At 57.7% G+C, this 20,827-nt stretch carries 19 protein-coding genes; 17 read left to right on the top strand and 2 right to left on the bottom strand.

The genetic code is table 11. The features are described 5' to 3' along the window. Positions 1–180: 180 nt before the first annotated feature. Positions 181–360, top strand: coding sequence for a hypothetical protein (locus tag IRZ24_RS00890; protein ID WP_297159691.1), 180 nt, complete (start codon positions 181–183; stop codon positions 358–360). A 286-nt stretch (positions 361–646) separates the two neighbouring features. Then, positions 647–859 (top strand): hypothetical protein, encoded by a 213-nt coding sequence (locus IRZ24_RS00895; protein ID WP_297159695.1) that lies wholly within the window; start codon positions 647–649, stop codon positions 857–859. Positions 860–1,041: 182 nt separating this feature from the next. On the opposite strand, the gene fmt is transcribed toward IRZ24_RS00895, so the two are convergent. Then, the gene (gene fmt, locus IRZ24_RS00900) at positions 1,042–2,028 is read right to left on the bottom strand and encodes a methionyl-tRNA formyltransferase (protein WP_297159697.1); all 987 of its coding nucleotides are present in this window, start codon (positions 2,026–2,028) and stop codon (positions 1,042–1,044) included. Positions 2,029–2,161: 133 nt separating this feature from the next. Here fmt and IRZ24_RS00905 point away from each other — a divergent pair, with 133 nt between their 5' ends. From IRZ24_RS00905 to IRZ24_RS00945, 9 genes are all read left to right on the top strand, one after another. Then, a complete protein-coding gene (locus tag IRZ24_RS00905) occupies positions 2,162–4,330 on the top strand; it encodes a tetratricopeptide repeat protein (protein ID WP_297159700.1) in 2,169 nt (722 codons plus the stop codon). 953 nt (positions 4,331–5,283) lie between these two features. Next, positions 5,284–7,422 (top strand): LCP family protein, encoded by a 2,139-nt coding sequence (locus tag IRZ24_RS00910; RefSeq protein WP_297159703.1) that lies wholly within the window; start codon positions 5,284–5,286, stop codon positions 7,420–7,422. A gap of 474 nt (positions 7,423–7,896) precedes the next feature. After that, a complete protein-coding gene (locus IRZ24_RS00915) occupies positions 7,897–9,102 on the top strand; it encodes a hypothetical protein (protein ID WP_297159705.1) in 1,206 nt (401 codons plus the stop codon). A gap of 93 nt (positions 9,103–9,195) precedes the next feature. Next, positions 9,196–10,164 carry a protein kinase gene (locus IRZ24_RS00920; RefSeq protein ID WP_297159707.1) on the top strand — a complete coding sequence of 323 codons (969 nt, stop codon included), beginning with the start codon at positions 9,196–9,198 and terminating at the stop codon, positions 10,162–10,164. Between the two features lie 92 nt (positions 10,165–10,256). Next, a complete protein-coding gene (locus IRZ24_RS00925; RefSeq protein WP_297159709.1) occupies positions 10,257–10,655 on the top strand; it encodes a RidA family protein in 399 nt (132 codons plus the stop codon). Then, a complete protein-coding gene (gene dnaA, locus IRZ24_RS00930; protein ID WP_297159711.1) occupies positions 10,652–12,208 on the top strand; it encodes a chromosomal replication initiator protein DnaA in 1,557 nt (518 codons plus the stop codon). Before IRZ24_RS00925 ends, dnaA begins: the two co-directional genes overlap by 4 nt. 75 nt (positions 12,209–12,283) lie before the next feature. Further along, positions 12,284–13,081, top strand: coding sequence for an HAD-IIA family hydrolase (locus tag IRZ24_RS00935; protein ID WP_297159713.1), 798 nt, complete (start codon positions 12,284–12,286; stop codon positions 13,079–13,081). A 158-nt stretch (positions 13,082–13,239) separates the two neighbouring features. Next, complete coding sequence (locus tag IRZ24_RS00940) at positions 13,240–13,560, top strand: winged helix-turn-helix domain-containing protein (RefSeq protein ID WP_297159715.1); 321 nt, start codon at positions 13,240–13,242, stop codon at positions 13,558–13,560. A 4-nt stretch (positions 13,561–13,564) separates the two neighbouring features. Next, positions 13,565–14,158 (top strand): restriction endonuclease, encoded by a 594-nt coding sequence (locus tag IRZ24_RS00945; RefSeq protein ID WP_297159716.1) that lies wholly within the window; start codon positions 13,565–13,567, stop codon positions 14,156–14,158. Positions 14,159–14,329: 171 nt separating this feature from the next. Here IRZ24_RS00945 and IRZ24_RS00950 read toward each other — a convergent pair whose 3' ends face one another. After that, positions 14,330–15,502 (bottom strand): acyl-CoA dehydrogenase family protein, encoded by a 1,173-nt coding sequence (locus IRZ24_RS00950; RefSeq protein ID WP_297159718.1) that lies wholly within the window; start codon positions 15,500–15,502, stop codon positions 14,330–14,332. 198 nt (positions 15,503–15,700) lie between these two features. On the opposite strand from IRZ24_RS00950, the gene IRZ24_RS00955 reads away from it, so the two are divergent. From IRZ24_RS00955 to IRZ24_RS00980, 6 genes are all read left to right on the top strand, one after another. Next, the gene (locus IRZ24_RS00955) at positions 15,701–16,279 is read left to right on the top strand and encodes a hypothetical protein (RefSeq protein WP_297159720.1); all 579 of its coding nucleotides are present in this window, start codon (positions 15,701–15,703) and stop codon (positions 16,277–16,279) included. 377 nt (positions 16,280–16,656) lie between these two features. Continuing rightward, the gene (locus tag IRZ24_RS00960; protein WP_297159722.1) at positions 16,657–17,949 is read left to right on the top strand and encodes a pitrilysin family protein; all 1,293 of its coding nucleotides are present in this window, start codon (positions 16,657–16,659) and stop codon (positions 17,947–17,949) included. Between the two features lie 316 nt (positions 17,950–18,265). Beyond that, entirely contained in the window at positions 18,266–19,216 is a 951-nt protein-coding gene (locus tag IRZ24_RS00965) for a Phenylacetic acid catabolic protein (protein ID WP_297159723.1), read from the top strand. Positions 19,217–19,221: 5 nt separating this feature from the next. Next, positions 19,222–19,575, top strand: a complete 354-nt coding sequence (locus IRZ24_RS00970) for a metal-sulfur cluster assembly factor (RefSeq protein ID WP_297159724.1) — start codon at positions 19,222–19,224, stop codon at positions 19,573–19,575. After that, entirely contained in the window at positions 19,572–19,850 is a 279-nt protein-coding gene (locus IRZ24_RS00975; RefSeq protein WP_297159725.1) for a hypothetical protein, read from the top strand. Before IRZ24_RS00970 ends, IRZ24_RS00975 begins: the two co-directional genes overlap by 4 nt. Positions 19,851–20,042: 192 nt before the next feature. Next, on the top strand, positions 20,043–20,827 hold a 785-nt coding region (locus tag IRZ24_RS00980; RefSeq protein WP_297159726.1), incomplete at its 3' end, for a Phenylacetic acid catabolic protein.

Consider the following 20,827-nt stretch of genomic DNA (forward strand, 5'->3'; position numbering starts at 1 on the left):
CCGGGGTAGGGCTGGTCAGGCAAAACAAGGCTGGCCCTGTCTGGGGTGGCTGCCCCTGGCCTGGCAAAGGCCCCCGTTCTGGAGAAAGATGGTCCTGCCGTCAGCCCTACAGGTCGCCATCTTTCCTGCGGACCGAGGTCCCTATTTTGAACTTTTGAGGAGAAGGTAGGAACACCGCGTATGAAGAACCAGTATCTTTTTTACGCCGCTCTTGCTGTAGGTATTATCCTGCTTATCCTCGGCGTTGTGTTCGAGGTGTCTCATCATCCTACGCGCGGCCTGGTTAGCCTGATCGTCGGTGCGATCCTGCTGATAGTTGGGATCGTCGGTATGGTCATGGGGCGTCCCAAAACAGCCTAGCCTTGCCGAGCCTGCCCGCTCTCACGGACAGGTAGACAGACAGGGGCTGAGCTGATGGGTAACCAGAGAGGTGGGAGCAGGGAGCAACTCCGAAGGCATGGGCTGATCCTCTCATAGCTGTTCCCTAGTGCTCCCTCCCTTTCTGGTCGTGGGCCAGCGATCAGGAGCTGGCCCGGTTATACTCGCCTGATGCTGGAGCAGCGCTCTCTCCAAGTCCCTATCTCTCACGACAGACGCAAGTTAGTAGCATTAATACTGGTATTTTGCTTTAGGAAAGGGTGGAACAGTGAAAAATTCTTCTAATCCTACAGTATTTGTCTTGGCTATCATCGTAGCGATTGTAGCCTTGATCGCAGGAGTCTATTATCTGATCCCTGGCATTCCTCACGTGCTCGCCTCGCCGCCAACCGCCGTACATGTGAAACATGCGGTGCTCTTTTTTGCGATTGCTGTGATCTGTGTCATTGGAGCCCTGGTGACGCGACCACGAGCGGCCTGAGCCTGGCGCTGGCTGGTTGGGCGAGGGGGAGTGAAGAAAGAAAAGAGAAGAAAGGCGGGGTACTTCCAGTCTTCACTTGAGAAAGGAAACAGATGCAGGCAGAGAGCGCTGGTCACCGTCTCTCTGTCTGCATCTGTTTTATGATATCCCGAACAGCAGGGTGATTTATTATCGGAGAGAGTTTAGCTGGTGGCTCCAAGTACGCTGTCCACGATCTGAGGGTAGCCGCGCAGAAACTCAGCCGCGCTAACCGCCTTGCGTCCTTCTAGCTGCAAGCGGCTCACCAACAGCCAGCCCTCTCCGCAAGCGACTGCCAGTAGCTCATCACCAGCCACCGTGAAGCGCTTCACCGTCCCGGGGGGCAAGCCTGTCGGAAGCGCTTGCCCGGTCATGGCAGTGGCTGTCAGGATCTTGAGCAGCTTGCCGCGCCAGAAGGTATAGCTACCGGGCCAGGGGGTATAAGCGCGTACCATACGTGCCAGCCAGACAGCCGAGCGCTGCCAGTCGATCTGGCCATCCTCCTTGCGCAGCATGCGCGTATAGCTTGCCTGGCTCTCGTCTTGGGGCTGAGGTGTGATCTCGCCGGCGATCCAGCGCGGCAGTGTTTCCAACAAAGCGGTTGCGCCTAGGTCAGCGAGCTTAGCGCTCAGCGTCTCCGTCGTATCGTCGGGAGCGATCGGCAGGCGGCGCTGATGGAGAATAGGGCCAGTATCAATGCCGGCATCGAGGAGCATAATGGTCACGCCGGTCTCGCTCTCTCCCTGGAGAATCGCCTCACTGATCGGCGAGACGCCGCGGTATTTTGGCAACAATGAAGCGTGGATGTTCAACGTACCATAGCGTGGCTGATCAAGCACAGCTTGCGGCAGAATCTGACCGAAAGCCGTGACGATATAGAGATCAGCACCGAAGGCCGCCAAAGCCTCAATCGTTTCAGGACGCTTCAAAGATCCGGGCTGCCAGACACGAAGGCCATGAGCGAGCGCGACCTGCTTGACAGGTGAAAAGGCCACTTGGTGACCGCGGCCTGCCGGCTTATCGGTGCGTGTAATCACAGCCACGATCTCGTAGCCCTCCGGCAAGACCGCCCCGGGCCTGGCTCCGCGGATCAAGGCCTCCAGAGGAGGCACGGCGAACTGAGGGGTACCCATGTAGATCAAGCGAAGCATAGGTCTGCTAAGCCTTCTCCCTTCTACGCGAATAACATTCCTATAGTAGCATTTTCAGGCTATCCGCTCCTTGAGGCGTGCCAATATGGTATACTGCATTCACCACAAGTGAAACATCGAGGTACAGCGTTGTATGCAAGGGTGGGAATACAACAACCTGGTCTCTGGGGGCGGGCAAGCTGGCAGTGGGACGCCGCCACTCTCCGCCGCTCTGCAACCGACACCTCAGCGCCAGCAGCAGTTCACCTTCGGGATCTACTCGACTACACCGCCCGCGACAGATCCTGAAAGTATTCTGCAGCGCGCCGATGAGGTGAATACGGTAAGGCGCATGCTAAGCAATCCCAATACCAGCGCTGTCTTTCTCACTGGCGAGCCGGGAGTCGGCAAGTCAACGCTGGCTGCGCTCGTCTACAAGAGCATCCAGATGATGGCCCAGGTGGCGAAGGAGCCGCCGCTACGACCGCGCTACTTTGTCTGGCTCAGCATCAGTTCTTTTGCCAATCTACCGGATGTGATCGCCGCTATCCTGCGCAGCATCAACGTTGACACCTCTACCTTCTTTCTCCTCAAGCCCGAGCAACAAATCGCGGCTCTGGTGCGGGCTTTGCGTCGTCCGCAGGAGAGCGCCTTCATTGTGCTTGATCAGTTCGAGCAGCTGCTGGATCCGGAGACAGCGCAGGGATTGGTTGGGCGTGGGGCATTAGCGGCTTTCTTTGAAATGCTCCAAATGGATTTAGGTACCAGTCGTCTGCTGCTCACAAGCTATCTGTCGCCCTATGGCCCCCTCAACGATGATGAAAAGCGTGTGCGCTCGTATCTGGTTTCGCGGGTCAGCATTCCAGAGGGCGTCTCGTTGCTGGTACAGCGCGGCCTGCAAGGCTCATACGAAGACCTCTCGCTGGTCTGGCAGCGTTGCGGAGGCCATGTTTTTGCCTTGTTGCTCGTCTGTGCCCTTGTACAACTCTCAGGCGTCTCTCTCCCCTACCTCTTGCATGCCGCCGAATATCAGCCGCTCTGGAGCGGCGATGTGACTCTGCAGACCATTGGGGCCCTCTATCGCCATCTGTCTCCGCTTCAGACCCTGCTTCTGCGAGCGCTGGCACTCTTCTCGGAGCCGGTACCACTGGCGGGCATCGTGATGACAGTCACGGGCCAGTATGCTTCAGCGCATGCCCTGCGTTTCGAGCAGGAGCTGATGCAGCTCGTGCAGCTTTCTCTCGTCCAGCGCTCACTCAATGAAGCAGGAATCACTTGCTACGATCTGCATAGTTTACTGCGCCAGTATGTGCTTGCGGCTTACCTGGAAGGGAATGATCTCCGCCATAGTGAGGCCCTGGAGAGCATGTTAGGTCTGCGCAGCCCCTTGCTGGAAGCCCTAGATGGGCTAAGACCAGATGAGCCAGAGGCACGCGAGATCGCCCTGGCGAACAGCCACTTACAGGTTGCCGCCTACTATCGCCGTCTGGCTCAGGAGCTGTGTCCACCCCCCGAGCAGCGTACAGGCCTACAGGACGTCGTACCGCTGCTCCATGCCATTCGTCATCTCTGCCTAGGCTGGCGCTGGCAGGAAGCTTGCGATCTGCTCTTCAGCGAGAGCTTGCATGAGAGCCTCATGCGTTGGGGAACGTGGAATACATTGATGAGTCTCTATACTGGGATGCTGCCACCCAGTGGCCTGCTGACACGTCATGATGAAGGCTTAGTCAATAGCCATCTGGGACTGCTCTATGCCCGCCTGGGAGAATATGAACAGAGCCAGGCTTGTTATGAACGGGCACTGAGCATTCAGCAGGCGCTAGGCGATCAACATGACGCTGCGGTGACGCTGGTCAATATGGGCGAGCTGTATCGTAGCATGGGGGCGCTCCAGCAGGCCCAGGCCTATTTTGAGCAGGCGCTCTTGCTCAATCGCCAGCTCGCTGAACCTGATCCTGAGATTGAATGCGTAGCACTCCATAACCTGGGGCTGCTCTGCCAGACGCAGAAACAGTATCAGCAGGCTCTGAGCTATTATCAGCAGTCGCTCAAGCTGGCTCTGCGCACACAAGAACGCTATGACATTGGCATGATTGTCACCAATATGGGCATGCTTCTCTATGAGCAGGGAAGACAGGCCGAGGGATTGGCCTTGCTCTTCTTTGCCCTGCAATGGCGCCAGACGCTGCAGGACCCCACAGTGAGCACGATCGAGCTGTTTCTGAACACTCTGGAGCAGCGCCTGGGATCCGAGTCCTTCGCTAGCTTGCGTCAGGCCGCTCTGCTCCAACAAGAACAGCTCATTCATCAGCTCTTTAGCTAGCTGAGCTGGATCAAGACGAGTAGGCTAAGAGCGTTGGCTGTCTCTTTATCCACAGAAGTGGTCAGTGCAACACCCTACGCGCAGGCCACTTGACCGCTGGCAACCCCGAGAACCCCCGGGCTGGCCCAAAAGGTCCTGTTTGCTAACTTGCTGGAACACCATGCGTTATAGTAAGTGACTAAGAAATCAGGAAAGCTTTCCGATTAAAGGCCAGAAACCGTTCGTGCGCTGGCGCCACAAGCGTCCGTGTCGCCACCGACACGGCTGGAAGGATAGGGTACCAAACTGGTTAGTGACCTGTATGCAAGGGAACTAGCCTTGTGGCGCAAGAGGCTGACTTTTTCAGCATCTGACTGACGAACCTGGCCGGCACGGGCCTGCCCACAGGCAGGCGCAGTTGAACTCTCTACCTCGCTCTCTGGCTAGCCAACTAGCAGCCGGGAGCAGCTCCTTTCCCGGATGGGTCAATTCTGCTGCGGTGGGGTCCAATCAACAAGCAGTCGGGTAAGTCAGGCGTGAGCGGTCGCTGCCGCTGATCAGCTTGCTCGTTCGCTGCGAGAACTCTACCATACATACGGTTGCACGCATGCCTTTCCTTTGTCACCTTGCTATTGCTATCCTTCAGGATAGCCATATTTTGTGATTGTCATGGAAAGCGCCTTGCCGAAACGTTGTACTTGTCAGTACAAAAGATGGGCAGGTCTCTTCTGGCGAAGAGTAAGGGCTTCTGGCTTGCTATTTCCTCAGCAAGCCAGCGAGCAAGATCATTGCTGCTCACTGCCAGGCCATTGAATTGAGAGGATCACATGAGGTGGTGGTGGCAGGGCCGGGTAAATACAAGGCTCCTGTAGGGAGTAAAAGTGACTTTAGAACATCATAAGCGCGGTGCGCGCAGCAATATCGGCGCGTGCGCATAAGGCTCGCTGCTAGGAAGTTGTCAGGAAGTGAGTTGAATGACTGCGAAACGCCAGTTTATCAAGAATCCGGCTCAGATTCTCAATGAGCCTGTTGAGCAGGAGCCTCAGTCGGGTCTGTGGTCGCCGGGTGGCGAGCAAATGGGGGGAGAAGCCACGGCGCAAGATCGGCAGGCAGGACCGGCTGCAACACGGTCGACAGGTTCAGGTCTCTGGCAAAAGAATCCGAAGGGAGGGCCACCAATGCTCTCTCTACCTGGTATTCCTGGACCTGCGGCGCCCTCGCCTCTGGCAACGCCTGCTGACCAGTCGCCGCATGGAACCGGCGATCTGCCTCTGCCACTTTCTCAACCGCAGGGCCTACCGCCCTTTTCTTTCAATCAGGTTTCTTCGCATCAGACAGATGCTAATGTATCTTTAAATCATTTACCGGATTTGCTGAAGCAGGGGCCAGCTCAGCCGCTGTTGTCGACCAATGCCTCCGGTGGCCCGCTCAGTGCCCCGGGCTTTGGGCCTTGGCCTGGTCCGGCCCCGCTACCATCAGCTGGACCTGCGACGGGAGAGCTAGGCTCAACTCCAGCTAGTGGTAGTCTTGCGGCGCCGGCGCCGATAGCGGGTTATACAGGCCCGGCGCAGGGTATAGGTCTGACTCCTGGAACTGGGCCACTAGCTATGGAAGGGCCAGCTACAGCTCCTCCTATGACGCCGCTGACCACTCACGCGGCCTCCCTGCCGGGCTTGAGCAGTAGCACGCCTGCCATCGGACCCACGCCAGGCATTGATTGGCCTTCTTCTCCTGGTGGCTGGAGTAGCCCGCCTCAGCAGGCGCCTCTTTATTCGCCGTCACCGGCCAGGCCATCGCTTCCGCGCCCTACCAGGCAAGGGCAGAAACGCCGGCGTCGCTTCCCGCTTTGGGCGCGGATTGTGGCCGCTATCTGTCTGGTTCTCTTCCTGCTTACGGGCGCCGCCGTGGCTTACTACTACTATGCTTTCGCTGGTACCGTCAATAATATCGTTGGCCAGCAAGTGCCGCGTCTGCGAGGAGATAGCGGCTCCGACTCCACCCGAAACAACAGCGGTGGCTCTATCTTGAGCGGAGGACGCTTCAACATTCTCCTGCTCGGCAGCGATACCGACGAGAAATTCGCTGGCCACTATATCGCCCAGACGGATATTGTCGTGACCATTGATCCGGCCACCCATAGTGTGGGCATGCTCTCGATCCCTCGTGACTTCTGGCTGCCCATCCCTGGGGTTGGAATGGGCAAGCTGGATGAGGCTTATGGCTATGGGGGCGTAGCGCTTTCGCGTGCTACCATCCATGCCGATTTCGGTATCCCAATTGATTACTATGCCTGGGTTGGCCTCGATGGCTTCGTCAAAGTGATCGATACGGTTGGCGGCGTTGATGTCGATATCATGCACCCGATTACGGACGATACCTATCCTGATGATGTCGGCAATACAACCGGTGATATCCATGCCTACAAGCGCCTCTATATTGCTCCGGGGCCGCAGCATTTGACCGGCCTCCAGGCGCTGGAATACGTTCGCTCGCGCCATGCCGACTTGGTCGGTGACTTTGGCCGCTCGGCCCGTCAGCAGCAGGTGCTCACTCAGCTAAAAAGCAAACTGGATAATCCTGAGATTTTCAGTAAGCTGCAGGAAATCGCTCAGGATCTCAACGGTTACGTCAAGACGGATCTCACCCTGCCTCAGGTGCTGGAGCTGATGAATTTCGCTCGCACGATTAATACGGCGAACGTACAGCGAGTGACGCTTGGCCCACCCTATTCTCACGCCGCTACTGTGACTCGCAATGGCCAGTCAGTCGATGTGGAGATTCCCAACTGTGAGGCGCTGCTGCCCGTAATAGCCAAGATGTTTGCGCTGGGAGACAAGGCTCAGTGCAATATCGGAACAGCTGACAAGATATCGTCATCGGTAGTGGCTCAGGCGGCGGGTCAGACAGGCCAGGCTTACTCGGCAGTTCAGTCCTCCCTGAATGTCGCTCAAAACGCTCAGGGCGCTAATCCTCTCTCAACGGCTGGCCAGATGGCTAATCTCGGCCTGATGAGTCTGCAGAATGGAAGCAGTGATAATCTCTTGGGTATGCGCAGTCTACTCGATTTGATGTTGGCTGTTGTCTTTGAATCGTTCGATGCAGCACAAGTCTAGTTGGGCGACAGGTAGATAGCTGAAAGAGCGGGCCAGCCGTGGTCTTTCTTGCCTTAGGCAGCTAGGACGCCTGCTATATTGACATGCACCACTAGCCTAGCCTGGCGGCAGAATGGTGAGACGAGACGGAGAGCTGCGGCGATTTTATGATTAAGAGAGAACGGTGTCCGTAAGAGAGGAAGGGAGAGAGGCAATGTCGACGCGGGCTAGCTAGCTGCCCGCAGTAGACGCTCAGCCCACAAATCTCCTGGCCAGTGGAGGGCATGACGACTGGCCGATCTGCACTGCAGTCGGGCAAGCGCTCGGCTTGTAGGCGGTTTGCACGCTGGGAGGCGAGGCTGAGATGAGCAGCATATGGAACTTCCCTCTACCTGCCCGTCACGGGCACCACGGGTATAGTCCCACTTCCTCCCGCCCTACCTACCTAGCAAGCATACGAGCTGAGCGAGCGATCCAGAGAAGAGAAGAAGAGCTATGAAGAAGCACAGCAACTCGTGGCGCCTGGGTATCTTGCTCTCATGCCTGGTGGTTCTGCTACAAGGCTGTCTCTGGTTTGGGGGCAGCGGCAGTAGCTTCAAGCAGACCACAGTCGGGAACCGTCAGGTAGGAGTCAACCAGAATCCCAACATCTTCAAGGGAAAGATTTACCTGACCATCGATCATAACCTGTGGGTGCTGGACGGAGCGACCAATAGCTTGCACCAATTAACCAAAGGCCAGACGGTGAGCGACCCTGCAGTCTCGCCCGATGGGAAATGGATTGCCTTCACAGTGCGTTTCAAGAACTACTCCAATATCGAGTACATGTCGGTCAACGGCGGACCGTGGCATATGCTCCTTGATGGCAATGGTCACTACTACTTTGTGCCTGGCCTGGATGTTCCCAAAGATGATTTCAAATGGAATGCGCAGCCGCGCTGGGCACCAGATAGCAAACACCTGCTCTTTCTGAGCGACTTTCAAAAGGAGGACTGGTATCAGTACACGCACTATGATGCGCCGGTGCTCGACCTACAGATCTACGAGATGTCGATCGATGAGCCGAACAACTACAATGCAGTTAAAGACGTAGCTTACGCCTATGTAGGCGATGGCGGCAACAGTGATCCCAGTTTCCGCCCGGGTCATCCCGACCAGATTATTTATACCCACTATGCCTACGATAATACGCGCACGCAGCAGGTGATACAGCTCTTCATGGAAGATCCAAACGAGATCTCGCGCAAGCCTCACGGCACCTACTATCCCGGACTGCCGGGCTTTGATCCGGGGATCGCCATCACGCCGCCCGATGTCCAGTGTCTGCAACCAGCCTTTTCGCCCGATGGCAACACCATCGCCTACATCCGGCGTGAGAAGGACGGGCAGATGGGTCTTTATGTCATGCCTACACCGGAGGGGATCACAACCAACCCAAACGATCCGACAGTTGAGAAGCAGGCCCTCTTGCCTTACCAGCAGTCAAAGCTGCTCGTCAAAGGACAGTTTGTCAGCCAGCCTGTATGGTCGCCAGATGGAAAGGCCATTGCCTACTTTTTCTACTCCAACGAGGAGTTTAATCTCTGGCTTCTCAAGCTCAACTATAATCAAAAAACCAAGACCTACACTCCCGCTGGTAGTCCGATCCAGCTCACCAGTGGTGGCGTCGATGGTGATTCTCACCCATCCTGGACGGCATGAGTGCTTTGATGATATACTTACCCTGCGCACTATACTGGGAACAAATAACGATCCTTTTTGATATCACCTTGCCGGGGGATCTGAGGTAGAGCATTGAGTCAACTGGAAGGCACGCTCATCGCGGGACGTTACGAGATTCGCGAGCACATAGCCACCGGTGGTATGGCCAGCGTCTTCAAGACATGGGACCATCGGGTGGAGCGCATCGTTGCCATCAAGGTACTTCGCTCGCTCGATAAGAATGACTTGCGCGCCGTGGAGCGCTTCCGCCGGGAGGCACGCGCTGCGGCGGCGCTGGCCCATCCCAATGCGGTCACCATCTACGATTTTGTAGAGGAGGGGGGGCAGTATTTCCTGGTGATGGAGTATATCCAGGGGCCGACGCTCAAGCAGTTGATTACCCAGCGCCGTCGCCTGCAGGTGCGTGAGGCCTTTGAAATCGCCTGCCAGGTCTGCTCGGTGCTACAGGTGGCCCACGCGCGCGGCTTTATTCATCGCGATATTAAACCCCAGAATATTATGCTGACCTGGAATGGAATCACGCCGCACTCCCACGATCTGAGCAGCGGTCTCTGGGTCAAGCTGACGGATTTCGGGATCGTGCGCGTGGCTGAGGATGCTGGGCTGACCAATAGCGGCATTGTGCTCGGCACGGCGGATTATCTCTCGCCAGAGCAGGCGCGTGGCGAAACGCTAACGGCTTCCTCCGACTTGTACTCGCTGGGCGTGGTCCTCTTTGAAATGCTAGCTGGGCGCCCGCCATTTGTAGGGCCGACTGCGGTCTCAATTGCGATGCAGCATGCCTCTACCAATCCCCCGCTCCTGCGCCAGTTCAATCCCTCGCTACCGGTGAGTGTTGAGCGCGTGGTAATGCGGGCGTTGGAGAAGGAACCGGAGGAGCGCTTTCATTCGGCCCTGGAGCTACAGCAGGCGTTGCGGTCCTGCTTACGAGAACTGGTGCAGCAGGGTCATCCTGCTGTGGTCTCTCCCTGGCAGGGCTTGGCCACTCCGACTGGCGGCGCTGGCCCTCTGTTCCCACCCCAACGGGGCCAGTACCTCTAAGAGGATTGGCCCCATCAGTATCATACTCTTAGAAGAGAACCTGGAAGAGAAGGAGGGGCGCTTGAGAGAGCGCCCGCTGTTGGAATTGCCATATGGAGCGAACAAAGATTACTACTGCGAGCGCACCTGCGGCGATCGGACCGTATAGCCAGGCGATCCGCTGTGGCCAGTTTATCTATACCTCTGGGCAGATTGCACTTGACCCAGCCAGCGGCGAGCTGGTTGGCGACGATGTGGCAGCCCAGACTCATCGCGTCCTGCAGAATCTGCAAGCCGTACTGCAGGCCGCCGGTAGCTCTCTCTCGCGCGTGGTCAAGACGACCGTTTTTCTGAGACGCATGAGTGATTTTCAGGCGATGAATGCGGTCTACGCTACCTATTTTGGTGAGCCGGCCCCGGCTCGCTCGACAGTAGCAGTGGCCGAGCTCCCGCGTCAGGCCCTAGTCGAGATCGAGTGTGTTGCACTCGCCGAGGATCAGGCGGGAGAGTGAGCCGCGTGAATCCCGCCATGCTCTGGCACAAGACGCTCCGTCGTCTAGAGCAGTTCCCTGTCGACATTGTGGCCAGAGTCTGGCTGCGCACTGCCCGGCTGATGCCCGTCGCTCCTACGCCCGTAGGTGAACCGCTTGCCGCTGCAACGGAGACACGGGCGCTCTCTTTCTGGCTCCTGGTCCCCGATGCTTTCGCCTGCGCCCTGATTCAAGAGCAGTGGCAGCCTGCGATCGAGCAGGCCTTGACCGAGTTGGTTCAGCAGCCGGTTACGCTCAGGGTGGTGACGGCGGATGATACCCCCCAGGAAGCTCGCGCCGATGAGGAGTTGGAGATGGCCGCTATGGAGGATCGCCAGTCAACGACAGAGACCTTTGTCACTCGCTACAGCAGAGATGACTATATTACTCCTCCTTCTCCCTACTACAGTGATGATCTCCCCAGCAAGTTACCTACACATGAGCCGCGTGATTCCCGGTTGCTGGAGTCACTGGCTGGCGGAGCGCCTTCCTGGGAGCAGGAGAGCGCGGGGGCACTGCCAAATCGCTTGAACCCCCGTTATACCTTCGATGCCTTCATCGTGGGCAATAGTAATCGTCTGGCTCATGCTGCCTCTTATGCCGTGGCTGAGGCACCCGGCGAGGCCTACAACCCGCTCTTCTTGTATGGAGGGGTCGGCCTGGGAAAAACGCATCTGCTGCACGCCATTGGCCATAAAGGCGCCCAGGCTGGCCTGACTGTACTCTACGTCTCGTCCGAGCAGTTCACGAACGAGATCATCAATGCAATCCGCTATCGCACTACCGAGGAGTTCCGCGCCAAGTATCGCTCCGTCGATATCCTGCTGGTCGATGACATCCAGTTTATCGCCGGTAAGGAGTCGACCGAGGAGGAGTTTTTTCATACCTTTAACAGTCTCTATGAGATGAGCAAGCAGATCGTCATCTGCAGCGATCGCCCTCCCAAGGCCATTGTCAGCCTGGAGGAGCGACTGCGCTCGCGCTTCGAATGGGGACTCATCGCTGATATTCAGCCGCCCGATCTCGAGACACGCATGGCGATTCTGCGCGTAAAAGCCGATATGCTGCATTATCCGGTGCCGGATGAGGTCATCGCCTATATCGCCAGCCGTGTCCAGACCAATATTCGCGAGCTAGAGGGTTGCCTCAATCGCCTGATGGCCTATCAGCAGCTACATCGCACAGAGTTGACGCTTGATGTGGCGCGGGCCGCCATGTCGTCCCTGGGCAATGGACCGCGCGAAGTTCAGTTGAGTGGCCGGCAGATCGCTCAGGCCGTGGCCGATTACTTCCATATTCCGCTGGAGGCCATGTGTGGTAAGCAGCGCGATAAACAGGTTGTGATCCCACGCCAAATTGCTATGTATCTGATTCGCCAGGAAACCCAGCTCTCGCTGTTGGAGATCGGTCAACTCTTTGGTGGCCGTGACCATAGTACGGTATTGCACGCTTGCGAGAAGATCGAGCGGGCCATTCAACTTGACCCCGCCTTGCGCCGCGAGGTAGTCGCTATCCGTGAGCTGCTGCCGCGCTAGGTGCCTTCTCCAGTGAGTGCTGTTTCTGACTGTAATTCTAATTTGTGCTTTGCCAACGTTGTGGGAAAAAGGTATATGCTGCCTTATACGACCTACCTGATCGATTTGGACGGTGTGGTTTACCGTGGAAACGAGCTGTTGCCAGGCGCGCGCGAGTTTGTGCAGTGGCTGGAGGCCACCGGTAAGAAATACATCTTTTTAACGAATAACTCGTTCGCCACCGGCTCGCAGATTCTGGCGAAGCTGGAGCGCCTGGGTATCCCGGCGACCCCCGAGCACTTGATGAGCGCTGGCCAGGCGGCGATGCAAAACATCGCCCGCCGGCTGCCTGGGGCGCGTGTCTATATTGTGGGCGAGCAGCCACTCGTCGAACTGGCCCAGGAGTATGGCCTGACGGTGGTGGAGGTGGACGCAGAAGAGGCTGATGTAGTGCTTGTCGGCCTGGATCGCTTTTTTGATTATAGTAAGCTGACCTGTGCGGTGCGCATCGTGTTGGCTGGGGCCCTCTTTATTACGATCAATCGTGACCCCTTGCTGCCGATCGCGGGCGGCGGCTTTCTCCCCGGTTGCGGGACCCTGGCGGCGGCTATTGAGGCCGGTACCGGCGTCACACCGGAGGTCGTAGGCAAGCCGGAGCCAATGCTCTTGTTGGAGGCAATGGAGCGCCTGGGCAGCAAGCCAGAGGAGACGGTCATGATCGGCGATGGCCTGGATGTGGATATTCTGGCCGGTCAGGCCGCCGGAACGCATACCATCCTGGTCCTCTCAGGCCGAAACAACCGCGCCGATATCGAGGTCTCGCCGATCAAGCCCGAGCATGTTTATGAAGATCTGGCCGATCTGCTGCGCCAACTGCAGCAGGTGAAGTCTTGACAATTCGGACCCCTTCTATCTAGCTTCACGGCCTCCGTCTGTCAAGTGGCAAGGATCTCCACCTGCGGAGATCCTGCGCTTTTTGGGAGAGGATGATCGATGCGCAAGCTGTGGTATAATGATGGCACCCTGACAATCCTGCTCTACCACGGATGCTTATGTCTGTCCCAAATTTTCAAGAATTTCTCTGGCCCTTGCTGGAGCTGGCCGGCGATGGTCAGGAGCATACGCTGACCGAGGCGGCTGAGGTTGTAGCTCGACGCTTTGGCCTCAGTGAGGCTGAGCGGAATGAGCCGCTGCCCAGCGGCAAACAGACTAAGTTTTGGAACCGCCTTTCGTGGGCCCGGACCTATCTGCAGAAAGCACAGTTGCTTGTCAGTGCAGGCCGCGCGCGTTTCCGCATTACGGAGCGCGGCAGAAAGGTTCTGTTGGAAAAAACCTCCCGTTTTGGATATAGCCTATCTAAAGCGCTTTCCTGAGTTTATGCAGTTTTTAAACGGTTCAGCTCATAATGGACTACCTTCCTTAGCAGCGCAAGAGGCCCTTGATCATTCTGGTCAGACCCCCCAGGAACTATTAGAGACGACCTATCAGACGCTTAAGCGCGAACTAGCTCAAGAGCTGCTTGAACGCGTCAAGAGGGGAACGCCGGTTTTCTTCGAACGGCTGGTTTTGGATTTGTTACTGGCAATGGGCTACGGTGGCTCACGCAGGGAGGCGGCCCAGGCTCTGGGCGGTACCGGGGATGGCGGAGTTGATGGCGTCATCTATGAAGATCGCCTTGGGCTGGATCGTATTTATATCCAGGCCAAGCGCTGGCAGGGAACAGTGGGTAGACCAGAGGTACAGGCTTTTGCTGGGGCCTTGATGGGCAAAAAAGCCCGCAAGGGGATCTTTATGACAACCGGTACCTTCTCTAACGATGCCCAGGGCTATGCCCGCAGCGTTGATAACCTGAGCATTGTCCTAATCGACGGTGAGCAGATGGCGCAGTTAATGATCGACCACGGCGTAGGAGTGACTGAAGAAACACGCTATATCTTGAAAAAGATAGATAGCGACTATTTCGGAGAATGAGAGATTTGCCATGCTGGCCAGAGAGACATGAAGAAAGAGAGATCGGCCTGTGCCTGCTGGCTCAGCACAGCAAACTGATCTCTCTTCCTGCTGTCCGGGCCGTGCCTGAGATGGACCCGGCTCCGGCCTGGGACAGATCAGCGACTTTCCTGAAGGGGCCGTCGACGACAGCTAATCCCAGGTGCCGAGGCGGACATAGCCTTTCAACAGAGCACGAGCGATAATATAGTGCTGGATCTCATCTGTACCCTCGTAAATGCGCGTCACGCGCACATCGCGATACCAACGCTCAATCGGTAACTCCTTCGTGTAGCCCATGCCACCGTGGATCTGCAGGGCGCGATCAACCACCCGATTAACCATATTCGAACCATAGAGCTTGGCGATACTGGCCTCATAGCGGTTGTCCAGTCCCTGATCGGCCTTCCAGGCGGCATGCAATGTCAGCCACTTGGTAGCCTGGATCTCTACTGCCGAATCGGCCAGCATCCACTGAATGGCTTGGCGATCGGCGATCGGCTTGCCAAAGGTAACACGCTGGCGCGCATAATCGATGGCCATCTGCAGCAAGCGTTCAGCAGTGCCGACTGCCCGAGCGGCGATCAGCCAGCGACCCTGACCAATCCACTGCATGCCCAAGGAGAAGCCCTGACCAACCTCTCCCAGCACATGATCCTCGGGAACGCGCACATTATCAAAAAACAGTTCGGCTGGTGACCAGCCGCCCATTGTAGGGATCGGACGCGAGGTCCAGCCCATAGCGCGGTCGACCAGGAAGCAGGTGACACCACCTTTCTGCGGGGGCTTCTCGCGGTCGGTGACGGCGAAGACCATTGCAAAATCGGCCTCATTGCCGTGGGTGATAAAGACCTTCTGGCCGTTGATCACCCAGTGATCGCCGTCTTTGACGGCAGTCGTGCGGATTGCGGAGGGATCGGAACCGGCGCCCGGCTCGGTTAGGGCAAAGCACGAGATGCGTTTCCCCTCGATCACTGGAATGACATATTCTTGCTTCTGCTTCTCGGTGCTGTAGTGCAGTAGAATATTATCGACGCTACCTCCGAAGCTGAAAGGTACGATAGTGCGTCCCAGCTCCATCTGAATAAGAGCGGTCATCACTGACCCCAGATTGGCGCCGCCGTACTCCTCCGGCGTATTGATCCCCCAAAAGCCCAGCTCCTTCGCCTTGAGCTGCAACGCCCGGTAGCGCTCCGGCTCAATACCCGTGGGGTAGCGTCCTTCATTGCGCAGGACCTCATGCTCCAGGGGAATGAGTTCACGCTCAACGAACTGGCGCACAGTCTGCTGAATCAGCTTTTGCTCCTCTGTCAGGGAGAAATCCACGCTGGCCTCCTTGTCGCTCACTAAAGGGAGATGCCATCGCAGCAGGATGGCTCTGGCCAAGATTATAGCACGTGGATCAGGCGCGCAAGTGAGAGCGCTACCTGCTCCGGCTGCACCGCTCTGCCCTGCTGACCCCAGACCTACCTGAATAGTCCGCGCGAGGCGTCCAAGCTCATGAAGGCAAGAAAGGAGTGGCTTATGCGTGCGATTCGTGATTGTGCTGATCACCCCTTGCATTGGCGCGAGGGAACGCTCCGCCGCCATCGACTCCTGGCGGGAGAAGAGACACTGGCGCTCGTCAGCTTCCTGCGGCTCGCAGACACCACAGCGCTGGCCGAAGTAGCCGAAGGACGTTTCTACTTTGAACGTCGTGGTCTCTGGCTGCCCCAGGTGGCGGTTCGCCAGAACAGTGAAGACGGCGAGGAGCTGGCTGTGTTTGAGCCCCAGCTCTGGAGTCGGGATGGTGTGCTCATCGGTCTGCGCGGGCCTCTCTATCGTTGGAGCCGGGTCAGTAAAGAGCACTCTGAGCAGGGAACTAGCCTTGGCCCCTGTTGGGAATGGCAGGACCTTGCTGAGCGTCCCCTCCTGCATTTCAACCAACTCATTTGTTTTCCCCATCTGCGCATGAGTGGCATGCTTACCATCGAGCCAGCGGCCACCAGACTGAGCCTGCTCCCCCTGCTGGCAACCCTCGGCTGGTACCTGCTCGTGCTCTATGAACATGGAGCAACCAGACCCCTGCCTGAGGTCCATTCAGCACGGCCTCATCGACCATGATCGGCCTAAGGCAAAGTGTGCAGCGTGGCAATGGCATGGGTCAGAACAGGGGGCAGCTCTTGACTCAGCAGAGCACAGCATCAGTGGAGCAGCAACGAGCGCTGAGGTCTGAAAATCAGACCAGGGTCGCGCCTGTCCTGCCCTCCTGCGCTGACCCCAGGCCCTCACCAGCTCTGCTGGTCGCTGGCTTTGCAGAGAAGCACCAGCGGGCAGAGTAGGGCGGGGGGCGATCGACGCTGTCACCAGACGCGCTGAGCAATAGCCCAGAACTGTTATGATATACTGGCTGTAGTATAAGGAATCAGCGCAGATGAATCACTCACTGGCTCCCCTAAGCTAAGCTAGCCTGGGAAATCGGAAAGGAAAGTTACTTCTCTATGGACAGTCAACAGGATCGGCAGTTGCCACCGGACTTCTTCTATCATCGCCTGCCTAATGGCCTGGAAATCATCGGGCAATATATGCCCAGCCTGCGATCGGTAACCTTTGGCTTTCAGCTCGATGCGGCAGTCATTCACGAGCCTGAAGAGAAGAGTGGCTTAGCTCATCTGTTCGAATATATGTTATTTCAAGGAACCAAGGAGAAAGATGCCCGCACGCTGAACGAGGCCTTTGAATCGCTGGGGGCGCGCAAAGGAACAAGCACGACCCTGGAGACAACGCAGGTCTGGGCCCAGATTGTGAATACTAAGCTCGATGCCACCCTGGATCTCTTCCATGAGGTGCTGCTGACGCCGACCTTTCCGCGTGATGAATTGGAGCAGATGCGCAATATTATCCTGCAGGAGATTCGGCGACGCGACGACGAGCCGATGAGTCGCATCTTTGATCTGGCCCGTGCGCATTTCTACGCCGGCAGTGCCCTGGGACGGCAGATTTATGGTACTGCGGAGAGTGTGCGCGCGCTCCAGCAAGAGGACCTGGTCAACTTCTGGCGAGAACGCTATCGCCCCAATAATGCCTTGCTCTCGATCGCAGGTAACTTTGACTGGGATCATGTTGTCACCAAGGTGGAGGAACTCTTCGGCGACTGGCAGGGGCTGGCCAGTCCCTCGCCGCAACAGCATCCACACCCCTCTAACACTATTGTCCTGGAACATCAGGAAGGGAAGCAAGAACACCTGGGCCTGATGGTTCCTTTTCCGAACTATACTCATCCCGACTATTATGCGGCCCAGATCATCAGCGAGGCTCTTGGTGGTAATATGGCCTCGCGGCTCTTTGTCGAAGTACGCGAAAAGCGTGGCCTGGTTTACAGTGTGTCCGCAGGACTGAGCAGCAATAAGGCCATTGGGGCCTTGCGCATCTACGCTGGCACTACACCTGAGCAAGGACATGAGTGCCTGGCCGTGATCCTCAATGAGTTGCAGCGCCTGCGCGAAGAGGGCCTGACTGAGGATGAGCTAGAGCGTGCCCGCGTGCAGCTCAAGAGTGAGCATATTATGCGTAGTGAGGGATCGGGCGCTCGTATGAGTGCTAATGCTCGCTCGTGGTGGTATGAGCGCCGCCTGCGTACACCCCATGAGGTCAAGGAAGCGATTGACGCTGTCACTGCTGAGCAGATTATGCGCGTGTTGCGCGAATTCTCTCCGCTGGAGCCATTGACAGTGGCCGCTATCGGCCCACTCAGCCGCGAAGAGCTGGTAGGCAACCTGCTCCCCTTCCCTTGATCTGTCTCAGTACGCCCTGCTCCGGAGGCTGAGGGTGTTCGCGCCATCTTGACTTCGCCGTGCCCTCAGCGTACAATTTGATATGTCCATATGGATATATGGCTGGAAGCAAAGCCTGGCTTCCCTTAAGGGACAGTCGGCGGCGGCCTTCGTCTGACCGGCCTGGTTGGTTGTCTGGGCTGTGAGCTGTGTGCTGGGGCTGGCGGCGAGGGTGGGCCGAACCGAGGAAGGGGCCTGCGTAGGCTGGTGAGGATGAAGGCGAGGCGTCACGGGGGGGCCGGGAATGGTTTCGTTCCAAGAGCAAGGAGCAACAGCTATGGTCGCGCCAGCCTTGCAGAGCGAAGAAGCTCTTTTGAATCGCATTCGGCGGCAGCAGCTCATCGAATCGGTGGAGCACATGAGTCCACTCTATCTGGAAGGGATCAAGCGCATCCTGACAGTCTCCGCCGACACCGAGCTAATTAGCGCGCCGGCCTACTATCATGCCGCGGTGCATGCCCCTACTCTGAACGCTTTTGGCTCAGCCGTCGCCATCATCCAGGACGAGCTAGGGCACGCCCATATTGCCTATCGTCTCCTGCGTGATCTGGGCGTTGACACCGAGCAACTGATCTTTGAGCGTGACCCGCGCCAGTTCAAGTACCCCTATGCTTTTGATGTGCCGCTTGATAGCTGGGTAGAGCTGATTGTGGCCAATGCCTTCTATGACCGGGCCGGCTATGTGCTGCTCAGCGACATCTACCATAGCACGACCTTCGGGCCGTGGAAGCGGGCGCTAGTGAAAGTAGACAAAGAAGAGACCTTTCATCTGCGTCATGGTGAGCAGTGGATGAGGCGCCTCAACGCCACGCCGGAGGGCCATGAGCAGCTCCAGCGCGCCGTTGACTGGATGTTCCTGCTGACCGTTGAATGGTTTGGCTTGCCCGATGATCTGAAGAAGCATAGCGAGCAACTGGAGTACGGTTTTAAAGGGCACACCAACGACGAACTGCGCCAGATCTGGATGTCAACGGCGGTACCCTTGTGCGAAGAGTTACAACTAAAGGTACCGGCGCACTACGACCCGGAGCAGCAAAAGTACGTCCTTGACTGCCCCTTCCCGGCGCACTTCGATGCCAAAGCCAAGCGCTGGTTGCTAGAGGAAGGTCCCTGCAGTTGGGACGACGTGCTCAAGCGCTGGAAAGCGCGCGGTCCAGCTAATGAGGAGTTTGTTGGCCTGATTCAGCGTGGTAAGCGCGAGATGCTCCGTCTGCTGGAGCAGGAGTAAGAGCGATGACGGCGGTCTATCCATCGCTGCGTACGCATCCTGCTGACGATCCCAGTTGTCCGGCGCTCTGGGATGCCCTGCGCGAGGTGACCGATCCAGAGATCCCGATCAGTGTCGTTGACATGGGGCTGATCGTCGATCTAAAGCAGCGCGATGGCAGCGTAGAGGTCAAGCTCACTTTCACGGCCCTGGGCTGCCCTGCGATGGAGTTCATTATAGACGATATCCGGGCGCGCCTCTTGCGTGAACCGGGAGTACGTGAGGTGCGCATCGAGGTAGTCTGGGACCCTGTTTGGAGCAAAGAGCGCCTCAGCGAGGAAGGCATCGAAGTGATGCGTACCTGGGGGATCTCAGCATGAAGAGGATGAACAGCGATGCGCCCAAATCGGGCGCGGCGGAAAGCGTAGCCAGCCTTGGCAGCGACCAACCTCGGCGTGAGGCCCTCAATGAGCGGCGCGTGTGGCACGTCTATGCGCGGCGCAAGTACGATGAGCCGCTACACGAGATCGGCAATGTCGTCGCCGACGATGTGGAGTTAGCTCGGGTCTATGCGCGCAGTATCTATGATGAGTTTCCCTGGATCGAAATGGTACTGGTGCCGCGTGATTGTATCGTGACCGTGATTGCCCCCTGACCTGCCCTCCCGCTCTGAAGATGCGGATGAGCTGTTCGGTCCAGGTGCGGCCTCTCAAGCGAGGCGGGCATCCTGATCTGGCAGGGCAGGTCTGGGTTGAACAGACGGGATGGTCGCGCGCATCGCGCTGCCAGGCCAGAAGCGGCTGCGGCTACCTTCTCGACTGCTGAAAGAAAGAGGGAGCTTACTGTTATGACTGGTACTGCTGCTGCCCGCATCGATAATGCGGCGCTTTTCGCGGTGCTGGCGTCGCTGGCGGACAATAAGCAGGCAATGGGGCGGCGTTATGCCTATTGGGCCAACGGCGCACCCGCCCTGGAGGCGGCAGTGGCTGCCGCGGCGATGACGCAGGATGAAATCGGCCACGCGCGTACACTTTACCCGCTACTGGAGGACTTTGCTCAGGCCGCAACGGACCCGCGTCAGGTGGCTCCCGAGACACGGACGTTGCGCTATCATGTGGCCTTTCTCGATCGCGAATTCGCCAGTTGGTCCGATTTTGTTGCCACAAACTTCTTGCTGGATGGGGCTTTGACGACCTTTTTCGAGGCCGCCCAGCAGTCGCTCTACGAGCCACTGCGCCAGCGTGCGCGCAAAATCGTACAAGAGGAGCAGATTCATCGCGCCCACGCCGAAGGCTGGATACGGCGCCTGGCCAAAGCGGGCGGTGCCGTACGTCAGGCTCTCATTACCTCGCTGCGCGCTCTCTGGGAGGAAACGCTCTGCTGGTTTGGTCCCGATGATGATCCGGTGATGCTTCAGCTCTATCAGGAAGGCTTTATTGATGCCCCGCCGGCGGAGCTGCGCAGCCGCTATCTCCAGCGCGTGATGCCGCTGCTAGAGGGCCTTGCCATCGAGATGCCTGCGCGGTTTGACCCCGCATGCAAATGCTGGGTACCGGCGCAGGGGCTACCCTGGGAGCGCTGGGAGGCTGAGAGCCGTCGCCTGCGTCCCAGCGATCTCCAGGAGGCGGCAGG

The organism is Thermogemmatispora sp. (assembly GCF_019683755.1).
Lineage (GTDB): Bacteria > Chloroflexota > Ktedonobacteria > Ktedonobacterales > Ktedonobacteraceae > Thermogemmatispora.

What these genes read in the sequence shown, in the direction of transcription:
- IRZ24_RS00890 (WP_297159691.1), top strand. Translation starts at nt 181, where the DNA reads ATGAAGAACCAGTATCTTTTTTACGCCGCTCTTGCTGTAGGTATTATC.
- fmt (WP_297159697.1), bottom strand. Translation starts at nt 2,028, where the DNA reads ATGCTTCGCTTGATCTACATGGGTACCCCTCAGTTCGCCGTGCCTCCT.
- IRZ24_RS00905 (WP_297159700.1), top strand. Translation starts at nt 2,162, where the DNA reads ATGCAAGGGTGGGAATACAACAACCTGGTCTCTGGGGGCGGGCAAGCT.
- IRZ24_RS00910 (WP_297159703.1), top strand. Translation starts at nt 5,284, where the DNA reads ATGACTGCGAAACGCCAGTTTATCAAGAATCCGGCTCAGATTCTCAAT.
- IRZ24_RS00915 (WP_297159705.1), top strand. Translation starts at nt 7,897, where the DNA reads ATGAAGAAGCACAGCAACTCGTGGCGCCTGGGTATCTTGCTCTCATGC.
- IRZ24_RS00925 (WP_297159709.1), top strand. Translation starts at nt 10,257, where the DNA reads ATGGAGCGAACAAAGATTACTACTGCGAGCGCACCTGCGGCGATCGGA.
- IRZ24_RS00935 (WP_297159713.1), top strand. Translation starts at nt 12,284, where the DNA reads ATGCTGCCTTATACGACCTACCTGATCGATTTGGACGGTGTGGTTTAC.
- IRZ24_RS00940 (WP_297159715.1), top strand. Translation starts at nt 13,240, where the DNA reads ATGTCTGTCCCAAATTTTCAAGAATTTCTCTGGCCCTTGCTGGAGCTG.
- IRZ24_RS00945 (WP_297159716.1), top strand. Translation starts at nt 13,565, where the DNA reads ATGCAGTTTTTAAACGGTTCAGCTCATAATGGACTACCTTCCTTAGCA.
- IRZ24_RS00955 (WP_297159720.1), top strand. Translation starts at nt 15,701, where the DNA reads ATGCGTGCGATTCGTGATTGTGCTGATCACCCCTTGCATTGGCGCGAG.
- IRZ24_RS00960 (WP_297159722.1), top strand. Translation starts at nt 16,657, where the DNA reads ATGGACAGTCAACAGGATCGGCAGTTGCCACCGGACTTCTTCTATCAT.
- IRZ24_RS00965 (WP_297159723.1), top strand. Translation starts at nt 18,266, where the DNA reads ATGGTCGCGCCAGCCTTGCAGAGCGAAGAAGCTCTTTTGAATCGCATT.
- IRZ24_RS00970 (WP_297159724.1), top strand. Translation starts at nt 19,222, where the DNA reads ATGACGGCGGTCTATCCATCGCTGCGTACGCATCCTGCTGACGATCCC.
- IRZ24_RS00975 (WP_297159725.1), top strand. Translation starts at nt 19,572, where the DNA reads ATGAAGAGGATGAACAGCGATGCGCCCAAATCGGGCGCGGCGGAAAGC.